Origin of the sequence: Mesorhizobium sp. C372A, assembly GCF_030323245.1 — a bacterium.
Classification (GTDB): domain Bacteria; phylum Pseudomonadota; class Alphaproteobacteria; order Rhizobiales; family Rhizobiaceae; genus Mesorhizobium.
On record NZ_CP100475.1, the window covers coordinates 4,339,623 to 4,350,891 of the forward strand.

Annotated in this window: 13 protein-coding genes and 1 tRNA gene; all 14 read left to right on the forward strand. The window is 61.8% G+C overall.

The window, feature by feature from the left end:
* Positions 1-198 precede the first annotated feature (198 nt).
* Positions 199-1,698, forward strand: a complete 1,500-nt coding sequence (locus NLY42_RS20670; protein WP_348528098.1) for a COG3904 family protein — start codon at positions 199-201, stop codon at positions 1,696-1,698.
* Between the two features lie 458 nt (positions 1,699-2,156).
* Positions 2,157-3,239 (forward strand): transposase, encoded by a 1,083-nt coding sequence (locus NLY42_RS20675; protein WP_023754741.1) that lies wholly within the window; start codon positions 2,157-2,159, stop codon positions 3,237-3,239.
* A 243-nt stretch (positions 3,240-3,482) separates the two neighbouring features.
* Entirely contained in the window at positions 3,483-4,583 is a 1,101-nt protein-coding gene (locus NLY42_RS20680) for a COG3904 family protein (protein WP_245271319.1), read from the forward strand.
* Positions 4,546-5,001 carry a hypothetical protein gene (locus NLY42_RS20685; RefSeq protein ID WP_050591154.1) on the forward strand — a complete coding sequence of 152 codons (456 nt, stop codon included), beginning with the start codon at positions 4,546-4,548 and terminating at the stop codon, positions 4,999-5,001. Before NLY42_RS20680 ends, NLY42_RS20685 begins: the two co-directional genes overlap by 38 nt.
* Before the next feature lie 91 nt (positions 5,002-5,092).
* Positions 5,093-5,575, forward strand: a complete 483-nt coding sequence (locus tag NLY42_RS20690) for a group II truncated hemoglobin (protein ID WP_023707182.1) — start codon at positions 5,093-5,095, stop codon at positions 5,573-5,575.
* 160 nt (positions 5,576-5,735) lie between these two features.
* A tRNA-Trp gene (locus NLY42_RS20695) sits at positions 5,736-5,811 on the forward strand.
* A gap of 433 nt (positions 5,812-6,244) precedes the next feature.
* Positions 6,245-6,709 carry an Hsp20 family protein gene (locus NLY42_RS20700; protein WP_023708950.1) on the forward strand — a complete coding sequence of 155 codons (465 nt, stop codon included), beginning with the start codon at positions 6,245-6,247 and terminating at the stop codon, positions 6,707-6,709.
* Positions 6,710-6,782: 73 nt separating this feature from the next.
* The gene (locus NLY42_RS20705; protein WP_156933861.1) at positions 6,783-7,250 is read left to right on the forward strand and encodes a hypothetical protein; all 468 of its coding nucleotides are present in this window, start codon (positions 6,783-6,785) and stop codon (positions 7,248-7,250) included.
* A gap of 487 nt (positions 7,251-7,737) precedes the next feature.
* Entirely contained in the window at positions 7,738-7,941 is a 204-nt protein-coding gene (secE, locus tag NLY42_RS20710) for a preprotein translocase subunit SecE (RefSeq protein ID WP_023667439.1), read from the forward strand.
* Between the two features lie 27 nt (positions 7,942-7,968).
* Positions 7,969-8,496 carry a transcription termination/antitermination protein NusG gene (nusG, locus tag NLY42_RS20715; RefSeq protein ID WP_006333333.1) on the forward strand — a complete coding sequence of 176 codons (528 nt, stop codon included), beginning with the start codon at positions 7,969-7,971 and terminating at the stop codon, positions 8,494-8,496.
* Positions 8,497-8,668: 172 nt separating this feature from the next.
* On the forward strand, positions 8,669-9,097 hold the full coding sequence (gene rplK, locus NLY42_RS20720) for a 50S ribosomal protein L11 (protein ID WP_006333334.1): 429 nt from the start codon (positions 8,669-8,671) through the stop codon (positions 9,095-9,097).
* 4 nt (positions 9,098-9,101) lie between these two features.
* Positions 9,102-9,800: a 50S ribosomal protein L1 gene (rplA, locus tag NLY42_RS20725; protein WP_023667438.1), complete on the forward strand. Its 699-nt coding sequence runs from the start codon at positions 9,102-9,104 to the stop codon at positions 9,798-9,800.
* 375 nt (positions 9,801-10,175) lie between these two features.
* On the forward strand, positions 10,176-10,694 hold the full coding sequence (gene rplJ, locus NLY42_RS20730) for a 50S ribosomal protein L10 (RefSeq protein ID WP_023667437.1): 519 nt from the start codon (positions 10,176-10,178) through the stop codon (positions 10,692-10,694).
* Positions 10,695-10,748: 54 nt separating this feature from the next.
* Positions 10,749-11,126, forward strand: a complete 378-nt coding sequence (rplL, locus tag NLY42_RS20735) for a 50S ribosomal protein L7/L12 (RefSeq protein WP_023667436.1) — start codon at positions 10,749-10,751, stop codon at positions 11,124-11,126.
* The last annotated feature ends 143 nt before the right edge of the window (positions 11,127-11,269 follow it).

The following is an 11,269-nucleotide window of genomic DNA, read 5'->3' on the forward strand; positions in this document are numbered from 1 at the left end:
TCCCAATCTCTGTTGCAAGTCTGTGAGCCTCTACAGTATAGATTGCGTTGAGGGCTTGGTCGGATGGTTCCACAGCACCGTTTGCATAGTCGGCCATGGTTGGCACTGGGGCTGATCTGCCTGGTGTCGATGCTTGCCGTGGGCAGCGCCGCCTTCGCGGCCGAGACAAAAAATTCAGAGCCGGATCCGGATCCGCCGATGCGGTTCGTCGTCGTGCGCAGCGACGCGGCGGGCTGTGAGCCGACCTGTCCGGAATGGATATCGGCCGAGGGTGCGATATCGGCCAAGTCGCCGGCGCTGCTCAAGGCTGCCCTGAAAACGCTCGGCGGCCGCAAATTGCCGATCGTCATCAACTCTCCCGGCGGCGATGTCGATGCGGCCATCGCCATGGGCCGGATGATACGCAAGAACAAGCTCGACATCGCGGTCGGCAGGACCTGGTTCGTCGGCTGCGAGCCGGGGGTGAAAAACTGCAAGGAGAACGACGCCAGAGGCGCGCACTATATCGGCAGCCCCTATGTGCTCGGCAGCTATTGCGCATCCGCTTGTCCAATGATGCTGGCCGGCGGCACCAGGCGCCTGGTCGGGCCGCTGGCCTATCTCGGCGTCCACCAGATCACCACCACGATCGTGCAGATGAACGTGCAATATCAGGTCCGCTACCGGATCGTGAAAGGCAAGAAGCGGGTCATCAGCAAGAAGGTCGTCAGCCGCAAGAACACCGGCAGCTACAAGACCTACGAGATGAGCAAGGGGGTGGAGCGCAAGCTGTCCGCCTATTTCAAGGAGATGGGTGTCGACCTCAGCATCATCGAGACGATGAAGAGCACGCCGGCCAGCGACATCCAGCAGATCGACCTCAGCGACATGCTGACAATGAAGCTGGTCACCAGCGACGACGCTGCAGATTTGCTGACCAGCGCAAGCCTGTGCAGGCTGAACCTTCCGGCTCCGAATTGCCGGGAGATACCGGAGAACAAGCCAGCCGGCGGCCTGCCGGAAGTGGCAAAGGCTGCGCCGCTGCCGGTGAAGCCGGAGAGCGCGCCGCACGATGACGGCATGCGCTTTGTCGTGGTTCGCGGCAGCAACCCGCTCTGCAATCCCGACTGCCCGGAATGGATTGCAGCGCAAGGCGCGATTACGCCCCAGACGCCGCAGAAACTCAGCCAATTGGTCGCCACGCTTGGCAACCGGCGGCTGCCGGTGGTGATCAGCTCGCGAGGCGGAGACCTCTCCGGCGCCCTGGCGGCGGGCCGGATCATCCATGAAAAGAAGCTCGACGTTGCCGTTGCCCGCACCGATTTCGTCGGCTGCGACCCGGCAGAGTGGAATTGCCTGGCCAAGGACGGCGCCTATGCCGGGCTGAGCGTCGATGGCGACGGCGAGTGCGATTCGGCCTGCGCGCTCATGCTGGCCGGTGGCGCCAGGCGGCTTGTCGGTTCCCAGGCGCGGCTCAGCCTCTATCTGATGGGGCAGAAGCAGGCGGTCAAATCCTACCTCGACGAGATGGCGATCAGCCCCGCTTTGTTCCGGGCGCTCCAGGGCAGTTCGGTCGAGCGTCAGCTCGAACCCGACATGATGCTGGAGGTCGGCCTGACGACCGGGCGCCAGTCGGTGGATGCGCTGACGGGGTCCAGCATCTGCAGATCGGCGCCGAAACCTGAGAATTGCCGCGTGGTGCCGTCGTCCAATGGCTGATCGCGCCTATCGTCATGGAAGAGAAGCCTTGCTTCGCCTTCCGTGAAGGCGGCCGCACCGTCGTGCCGGCGTCGTCATCACCATCGAGAAATAGTCGAGCCGGTGTCAGCCGGATGGACCAGGAAAGGGCGGTCTTTGGGGCTGCCTTTTTGTTTCCGGCGTTGCGCGGCACAAGTATTGCACGATTGTTTCAAAGCTATTGCAAGCACCGTCGCCGCAACTATTATGGATTGCATTGAGGGGTTTGCCGGGCGTGGTTTTGGGACAACGTTCAGACACTGTGGGACGGTGGCGGCGCGGGCTGGTCCGGCTGTCGACGGTGGCCGCGATGGCGATGGCTGCCTTCGCCGCGAAGGCCGAGGATGCCTCCCCCGGGACATGGCAGACAGTACCCCCTTGTGGGCATAGGCGCTAAGATAGGTATTGCCCTGCGGAATCGGGTGTGATTCTACACTGCGATGACACACGAATCGCTTGTTGATGACGGCTGGGCCGAGACGATTGAGCTTCTGGGCGGCGAAGAGTTGATCGCAGCAAGTGCCCGCGAGACGAAGGCGTTCCTGCGCCCGCGCGGCGTCAGGTCGGCGAGCGACCTGTTGCGCCTGACACTGGCTTACTGCCTTGGCAAGGTTGGCATGCGGGGCGTCGTGGCCTGGGCGGCGGCGAGCGGGATAGCCGACATTTCGGACGTGGCGTTGCTTGGCCGGCTGCGCAATGCAGGACCATGGCTGCAGCAGTTGATTGGGCACCTTTTGAAGCGCGAGGATGCAGGTTTGGCCAAAGGCCGACTGGTTCGCATCCTCGATGCGACAGCGGTTGCCAAGGCCGGTGCGTATGAGAAGAAGAAAAATGGTCTTTGGCGCATGCACTGCGCCTTCGAGCTTGAGCGCGAGCAGTTCGACTTCATCGAGATCACCGATCAGAGCGAGGCCGAGCTGATCGACCGCGTGCCGGTGGTGCCGGGCGAGATCCGCATCGGTGACCGCGCCTATCTGCAGGCCGAGCGGATCGCAAAGGTGATGGCGCAAGGCGGCGATGTTGTTGTGCGCGCGTCGTGGAAAAACGCGCGATGGCTCGACGCCAACGGCAGGGCGTTCGATCTCATCGGCTACCTGGAGAACTGCCGGGAGGAAGTCTGCGAAACGCCTGCCCGGCTGGCACTCAAGAAGGGCGAGCCTGTGAAGATGCGCCTGATCGCCTTGCGCAAATCCGAGGCTGCGGCACAAGAAGCGCGGCGCAAAATCAACAAGGAAGCCAGGGCCAAGGGCAACAAGGTTCAACCACAGACGCTGATTGCGGCCGGCTTCGTCCTGCTTGTGACCTCGCTTGACCGGGAGGAGTTTCCCGCCGATACGGTCCTCAAGCTCTACCGCATGCGCTGGCGCATCGAACTCGCCTTCAAGCGCCTGAAGAGCCTGATCGGGCTGCGCTCTCCTCCCGCCAAAGACCCAAGGATCGCAAGGCCTTGGATCCTTGCCCACTTCCTCATCGCGCTCGTGACCGAACCCCTCTCGCAGGAGTTGGGTGTCTCTCCCCCTTGAGCGACGGGCGCCCGCTACTGTGGCGCGCCACCCGCCAGATCGTCGCCTCTCTGATCGCGACCATCTTTACTCAACCTTCCTTGGCGGCCCTGCGCCGAAATCTCCGTGCCTTGCGATATCGCTGGCGCGAACCACCACGAAAGCGCAAATTTCAGTCCATGCCAAAGCTATCTTAGCGCCTATGCTCTGCAGGGAGTGCTCTATCCGACCGATCCGACGATATGGACCGACGATCACTCGGAGATGCAGTTTGTCGTCACGCGCAGCAGCGCACCTGGCTGCGAGCCCAATTGTCCGGAGTGGATCTCCGCCGAAGGCGACATCTCAGCCGGCACGCCAGCCTTGCTCAAGCGTACCTTGAAGAAGCTTGGCAGCCGCAAACTGCCCATCATCGTCAATTCCTTTGGCGGCAACGTCAATGCAGCGCTCGAACTTGGCCGGATAATCCGCAAGAACAAGCTCGATATCGCCGTAGGCAAGACCGAGTTTTCCGACTGTTGGCCCGGGACGGATGGTTGTGGTTTTAGTTACGGCAAAGGTTCCGCCTATCTCGGCCGGGCGTCTGATGGCGCCAGCTGCAACTCCGCCTGTCCGCTGATGTTTGCCGGTGGCGTCCGCCGCGTGGCCGGCGGCTGGAACTATCTGGGTGTTCATCAGATCACCACCACCTGGTTCCCCTCCACAACGCACTACCGGACCACATATCGCGTCAAACGGGGCAAAAAATATCGGGTCACCACGCAAACGGTCACTCAAGGTGAAAGCTACAAGACCTATGAGATGAGCAAGGGGTACGCGAGAAAGATCTCGGCCTATCTCCGAGAGATGGGTATCGGGCAGGGCGTGCTGGACTTGATGAAGGCGACGCCGGCGAGCGACATCAGGCAGATCGGCCTCCACGATATGCTGACGATGAAACTGGCGACCAGCACGGACACTCTTGAGCTGTTTACCAGAGCAAGTTTGTGCATGTTCGACCCGCCGGCTCCGAACTGCCGGGAAGTGCCTGGACCGGCAGGCAAGCCGACGCCGCCGGTCGCTGCCACGACGGTCGCAGTCAAGCTCGCGAATGTGGCAGCCAAGCCCGCCGCTGTCACAAAGCCTTTGCCGGACCCCGCAGCGGCTCGTGTGGATATGAGCTTTGTCGTGGTCCGCGGCAGCGACCAGCATTGCACGCCGCAGTGTCCGCAATGGATTTCTGCGCAAGGCGCGATCACGCCTCAGACACCGCAAAAAATTGCGCCAATTACTCGACACGCTTGGCAACCGGCGGCTGCCCGTGGTGATCAGCTCACGAGGCGGAGACTTGTTCAGCGCTCTGGCGACCGGACGGATCATCCATGAAAAGAAGCTCGACGTCGCCGTTGGCCGCACCGATATCGGTGACCCGGTCGAGGACGGCATCTATGCCGGGCTGAGCTTCGACGCCGGAGCCGACTGCGATTCGGCCTGCGCGCTCATGCTTGCCGCCGGCGCCAAAAGGCTGGTCGATCCCAAGGCGAGGCTCAGCATGTCCTCGAGGGGACAGACGCAGTTGGTTAAAGCCTACCTGGAGGAGATGGAGATGGACCCAGCTCTGTTCGCCGCGATAGGCTCGGTCGAGCGTCAGCTCGAGCCCGACATGATGCTCAAAGTCGGGCTGACAACCGGGCCGGAGTCGGTGGAGGCGCTAACTGGCCCCGCTATTTGCAAAACCTCACCCAAGCCCGACAACTGTTTGCTTCCGCCGACAGCCAAGGCCGAGTCGCCCGCCAAACTGTAGGCATCGCAGAAACTGGCCATCGAGGCAGGTTGAGCCATGCCCGATTTCTCCGCTATCGTCGTGGCAGGCGCCGCCCGGGGGAGGATCGAGAATGAGCCAGGATATCCCGACACTCTACGAATGGGCCGGCGGCATCGAAGCCCTCAATCGGCTGACGGAAACCTTTTACGACATGGTGTCCCGCGACCCGGTGGTCGGCCCAATGTTCAAACACATGTCGCCGGATCATCCCGCGCATGTCGCGGCCTTTATCGGCGAGGTTTTTGGCGGGCCGAAGACCTACAGCGAGAAATTTGGCGGTCACCGCGAGATGGTCATGCATCATCTCGGCAAGCATTTGACGGAGGAACAGCGCCGCCGCTGGATCAGCCTGCTTGCCGATGCCGCCGATGCGGTCGGGTTGCCGGACGATCCCGAATTCCGCTCCGCCTTCATCGGCTATGTCGAATGGGGATCGCGGCTGGCCAAGATGAACTCTGCCCTCGGCGAGACTTGCGACCCGCAGACCGAACCGATGCCGGCCTGGGGCTGGGGCGTGCCGGGCGGGCCGTACAAGCCGCCGGCCGGGGGCTGAGCGCCGGCATGCGGCTTCAGGCAGGCGAAAAATCGAGATAGGCAGGGACGGGCTGGTCATCACCTATCCGGATTTCCGGCAAAGGATCTGAAAGCGCGTCAGACAACTCTTTACAGCGCGCCCGGAAGCTTTTAGGAAGCGCCTGCGCTGAAACGCGCGTACGGGCATAGCTCAGTTGGTAGAGCGGCGGTCTCCAAAACCGCAGGTCGTAGGTTCGAGCCCTGCTGCCCGTGCCATTTTCCTTGTTGGAATCCGGCATTTTAGAAACGCCTTGTTTTGGCTCCTCGTTTGGTTGGGCTGAAGCCGCGTACTCACGAGCGACGTTCCGAAGGCATGCGCAGAGCGAGAGCGCTGATGCGCAATGCCGAAGTCGGCGTATTTCCACGAACCGATTTCCTTGATCCAACTGCCATTGGCGAGCCAATTGCCGTTTGCGTTCACAATTCAGAATAGGCCTATTTTGCTGCCGCCGGCTGCTTTTCAGCGGCTGCGAATTATTGGAAGCGGGATGCTGGCCTGGCTTCTGGAATTTTTTTGAACAGGGGTCTTGAACCGGTTTTCAGCCCTTCCTAATTCGTTTCGCGCCGAGGCCGATTGGCTTGGCAAAAAATGGCGGCGCCGCACGGGGCGGCGTCCTTGTACCCATGTTGCTTCAAGGAGGATGTGGCTATGAGAACCTTTGATACTCTCTATCGGACCACCGTCGGTTTCGACCGGCTTTTCGACATGCTCGACAGCGGCACGCGTCCGGACTGGCCGCCCTATAACATCGAGAAGGTCGACGAGAACGGCTACCGTATCTCGATGGCCATCGCAGGCTTCAGCCAGGATGAGGTTGAGCTGACCCAGCATGGACCCGAACTGGTCGTGGTAGGCCAGAAGGCTGATGATCAGAGCGGACGCCAGCTGCTGCACCAGGGCATCGCCTACCGCAGTTTCAGGCAGACGTTCAAGCTTGCCGACCACATGAAGATCAAGGCAGCAAACCTTGAGAAGGGTCTCCTGACCATCGACATCGTCCGTGAGATTCCCGAAGAGCTGAAGCCGCGCCGCATCAGCATCGGGGCCGGCGACGCTCAGGTGGGCGGCAAGCAGATCGCCCAGGATACGGAACGCACCCGCAAAGCGGCCTGATCGTATCGATTCAGTTATCCCTGCGGTCCGCCTCCCGGCTTCGGCCGGGAGGCCCAGATTGCGGAGAATGGAGATGGACAACTTCTACGAGACACCGACACTTTCTGCGGCACGCTCGGGCAAAATTGAAACTTCTTTGTGCCTGCTCGACAATCCAGACGACGTCATCAACCATCCACGCCTCAGCCGTGGAGAAAAGCGGGCACTGCTTTCCTCGTGGGCGTCCGATGCCTGCGCGGTGGAAAACCAGCCTGCCTTGCGCCGCCTGGACAACGGCACGGTAATCCCTGTCGACCAGATTCTGAGGGCGTTGAAGGCTCTGGATGAGAAACCCACGCTGGGGAAAGAGACTTCAGGCCGAGTGCTGCCTTGGCGACCCTCCTCGCGCCGCAGCGCTCTCAAGGCTTGGCGGCGTCGTGGCCGTTCTTTCGGCCCCGACGATGACGACGACCCGCCCCCGTGCCCGGCAGTGATCGCGCCGCGCCCACGCCCACCACGCGGAATCGGCGCAGTGGCCGGGGTCGAACTCGCCTGTGCCTGAACTAACCCTGGGTTGATCCAGCTGCCTCGCCAGGGGCAGCTGGATTCCAACCTTGGGTGCTTCATTTGCTTTCCAAAACAGCAGGTCGCAGGTTCGTCCTCAACGCCATTTCCTCGAACTTGTAGTCACGTGCCTGATTTCCGGATGCACCTCCGGAATTCGGGTCCGGCATTGAAAAACGGCAGGCGGCTTGCCATATTGGGTGAACTGAGGCATAAGGCCCCGATAGCCGGGACGGGACGACTGGATGGTTCCGAGGCGGCGTTTGGTCATAAAGCGGACACTTGCCACTTGCGTGGATCAAGAATCGGTTTTATGTAGACACAACAGACACGCGACGCGTGGAGCTGGGAAGCCGGCTTTACGCGTCCGATTTGCATGGGCGAAATGGCGCTGATTCGGCGCCGACTTGAACCCAGGCGGCACGTCCCGGCCAGCGGGATCATCCAGGAGACCCGGCCAACGGGTCTTGAAGACAGAGCGGCATATGGCTTCGAAAACCACAAATCCTTTCGTCTTTCTCCAGCAGGTCCGCGCGGAGACCGCCAAGGTGACTTGGCCGTCGCGCCGGGAGACGATGATCTCGACGGTGATGGTGCTCGTATTCGCGGTCATCGCGATGATCTTTTTCTTCACCGCCGACGTGGCCATGGGCTACGCGATCGAGCGGTTACTGAGCCTCGGCCATTAAGTCCGGCGATTACGGAGAAGTCTTGAAATGACCGCGCGCTGGTACATCGTCCACGCCTATTCGAACTTCGAAAAGAAGGTCGCCGAGGACATTGAGAACAAGGCCAAGCAGAAGGGCCTGTCCGCCGATATCGAGCAGATCGTGGTGCCGACCGAGAAGGTCGTCGAAATCCGCCGCGGCCGCAAGGTCGATGCCGAGCGCAAGTTCTTTCCGGGCTATGTGCTGCTCAAGGCCAATCTGACCGATGCGGTGTTCTCGCTGGTCAAGAACACGCCGAAGGTCACCGGCTTCCTCGGTGACTCCAAGCCGGTGCCGATCACCGAAGCCGAGGCGCAGCGCATCCTGAACCAGGTTCAGGAAGGCGTCGAGCGGCCGAAGCCTTCGGTCACTTTCGAGATCGGCGAGGCGATCCGCGTTTCGGATGGTCCGTTCGCCTCGTTCAACGGTTTCGTCCAGGAAGTGGACGAGGAGCGGGCGCGGCTCAAGGTGGAAGTTTCGATCTTCGGGCGCGCCGTGCCGGTCGATCTGGAATTCGGACAGGTCGAAAAGGGCTGATCCGAAAACCCTGCGCCGGTTCGCCGGCAAGGGGAGGCGGCGCGGAAAGCGCGCGGCCATGAACGGGTGGGAGGCGAATGCGGCTTTAGCCGGCCGCGCGGACCGCACCACCAGACTGCAACCGCCGGTGTTCCCGATACTGGGGCCGGCATGAGATAAAGGCAGGAAAGAGATGGCTAAGAAAATTGCAGGCCAGCTCAAGCTCCAGGTCAAAGCGGGATCGGCTACGCCGTCTCCGCCGATCGGCCCGGCACTTGGTCAGCGCGGCATCAACATCATGGAATTCTGCAAGGCGTTCAACGCGCAGACCCAGGAAATGGAAAAGGGATCGCCGATCCCGGTCGTCATCACCTATTACCAGGACAAGTCCTTCACCTTCGTCATGAAGACGCCGCCGGTGAGCTACTTCCTGAAAAAGGCGGCGAACTTGACTTCGGGTTCGAAAGAGCCGGGCAAGATCAAGGCCGGCACGATCGGTCGCGACAAGGTGCGCGCCATCGCCGAACAGAAGATGAAGGATCTGAACGCAAACGACGTCGAGGCGGCCATGCGCATGGTCGAGGGCTCCGCCCGCTCGATGGGTCTGGAAGTGGTGGGCTGAGATCATGGCAAAGATTGCAAAGCGTGTATCGAAGTCCCGCGACGGCATCGACCCCAACAAGGCCTATGCCCTTGGTGAGGCGCTGAAGCTGCTCAAGGACCGTTCGACGGTGAAGTTCGACGAGACCATCGAAGTTGCGATGAACCTCGGCGTCGACCCGCGCCATGCCGACCAGATGGTCCGCGGCGTGGTCAACCTGCCGAACGGCACCGGCCGCTCTGTCCGCGTCGCCGTGTTCGCACGTGGCGGCAAGGCCGATGAGGCTCGCGCCGCCGGCGCCGACATCGTCGGTGCCGAGGATCTGGTCGACATCGTCCAGAAGGGCACGATCGACTTCGATCGCTGCATCGCCACGCCGGACATGATGCCGCTGGTCGGCCGTCTGGGCAAGGTGCTCGGCCCGCGCGGCATGATGCCGAACCCGAAGGTCGGCACCGTCACCACCGACGTCGCCGCCGCCGTCAAGGCATCGAAGGGCGGCGCTGTCGAGTTCCGCGTCGAGAAGGCCGGCATCGTTCATGCCGGCGTCGGCAAGGTCTCGTTCGACGTCAAGGCGCTGGAAGAAAACGTCCGCGCCTTCGCCGATGCCGTGACCAAGGCAAAGCCGGCTGGCGCCAAGGGCAACTACGTCAAGAAGGTGTCGGTCACCTCGACGATGGGCCCGGGCCTCAAGCTCGACGTCTCGACGCTCGCAGCGTCTTGATACGAACATCTGGATCGGCTGCCAAGGCGCTGATCCGCAAGTGAATTCCGGGCCTCCGACTTGTCGGCGGCCCGGTACCGGAAGTCGAGAGGCTTCCGGACATCCTGTCCGAGATTGCAGGCGGCCCAGAAGCCTTAATTGAATTGGGCCTGCATGAGACGGGTGAAAACCGGACAACGGAGCGACAAGCTCCAATGAAAGGTTCGAACCGTGTTTGCCTTTTGTCTGCGCATCTCCGGCTTGCCGTCGATGTGGCGAAAGGGGGCAGGATCCTCGAGCGTCGTTCGGGAGATCTGTAATGGATGGCCCGGCCGGCAAAAAGGCAACCCGACGCCTGTCCCACTAGCGGGGCCAGGGGTCAACTGGAGATAGGCAGTGGACAGAGCGGAAAAACGCGAACTCGTCACGGGCCTGAATGGTGCTTTTGCAGGCGCTGGTTCAGTCGTCGTGGCCCACTACGCCGGTATCACCGTCGCGCAAATGAACGACCTTCGGTCGAAAATGCGCGCTGCCGGTGGCACCGTCAAAGTCGCGAAGAACCGTCTCGCCAAAATCGCTCTTCAGGGCACGGACTCCGCATCGATCATCGACCTGTTCAAGGGACAGACGCTGATCGCTTATTCGGAGGATCCGATTGCGGCGCCGAAGGTCGCGTCCGATTTCGCCAAGGGAAATGACAAGTTGGTCATTCTCGGCGGCGCAATGGGCACCACCTCGCTCAACGCCGACGGTGTGAAGGCACTCGCCACACTTCCGTCGCTCGATGAGCTGCGCGCCAGGCTGGTTGGCATGATCGCCACGCCGGCAACCCGGATCGCCCAGATCGTCAATGCGCCAGCGGCTTCGGTCGCGCGCGTCATCGGCGCTTACGCCCGGAAGGACGAGGCGGCATGAGGCCGTTCCTCGCTATCACAAACACACGTTCGAACCTGATGAAGGAATACAACAATGGCTGATCTGGCAAAGATCGTAGACGACCTTTCGAAGCTGACCGTCCTCGAGGCGGCCGAGCTGTCGAAGCTTCTGGAAGAAAAGTGGGGCGTTTCGGCTGCTGCTCCGGTGGCGGTTGCCGCTGCCGGCGGCGCTGCCGCTGCTGCTGCTCCGGCTGAGGAAAAGACGGAATTCGACGTCGTCCTCACCGAGGCAGGCGCTCAGAAGATCAACGTCATCAAGGAAGTCCGCGCCATCACCGGCCTGGGCCTCAAGGAAGCCAAGGATCTGGTCGAAGCAGCTCCGAAGCCGGTCAAGGAAGCCGTTTCCAAGGCTGACGCTGAGAAGTTCAAGGCCCAGCTGGAAGCAGCCGGCGCCAAGGTCGACCTGAAGTAAGCGTAAAAGCGGCGGGCGGCCTCGCGCCGCCCGCCACTCCCTTCATCAGAGGGGAGGATGCGTAGCGCGAGATGTACGAGAACCTCTTTCCTGAGGGCCGAAACCGGCCTTCAGGAAACGGGTTTTCTCCCGTTTTAGCCGTC

Excerpts from the sequence above, each read along its gene's own strand:
- NLY42_RS20670 (WP_348528098.1), top strand. The coding sequence starts at position 199 with ATGCGGTTCGTCGTCGTGCGCAGCGACGCGGCGGGCTGTGAGCCGACC.
- NLY42_RS20675 (WP_023754741.1), top strand. The coding sequence starts at position 2,157 with ATGACACACGAATCGCTTGTTGATGACGGCTGGGCCGAGACGATTGAG.
- NLY42_RS20680 (WP_245271319.1), top strand. The coding sequence starts at position 3,483 with ATGCAGTTTGTCGTCACGCGCAGCAGCGCACCTGGCTGCGAGCCCAAT.
- NLY42_RS20690 (WP_023707182.1), top strand. The coding sequence starts at position 5,093 with ATGAGCCAGGATATCCCGACACTCTACGAATGGGCCGGCGGCATCGAA.
- NLY42_RS20700 (WP_023708950.1), top strand. The coding sequence starts at position 6,245 with ATGAGAACCTTTGATACTCTCTATCGGACCACCGTCGGTTTCGACCGG.
- NLY42_RS20705 (WP_156933861.1), top strand. The coding sequence starts at position 6,783 with ATGGACAACTTCTACGAGACACCGACACTTTCTGCGGCACGCTCGGGC.
- secE (WP_023667439.1), top strand. The coding sequence starts at position 7,738 with ATGGCTTCGAAAACCACAAATCCTTTCGTCTTTCTCCAGCAGGTCCGC.
- nusG (WP_006333333.1), top strand. The coding sequence starts at position 7,969 with ATGACCGCGCGCTGGTACATCGTCCACGCCTATTCGAACTTCGAAAAG.
- rplK (WP_006333334.1), top strand. The coding sequence starts at position 8,669 with ATGGCTAAGAAAATTGCAGGCCAGCTCAAGCTCCAGGTCAAAGCGGGA.
- rplA (WP_023667438.1), top strand. The coding sequence starts at position 9,102 with ATGGCAAAGATTGCAAAGCGTGTATCGAAGTCCCGCGACGGCATCGAC.
- rplL (WP_023667436.1), top strand. The coding sequence starts at position 10,749 with ATGGCTGATCTGGCAAAGATCGTAGACGACCTTTCGAAGCTGACCGTC.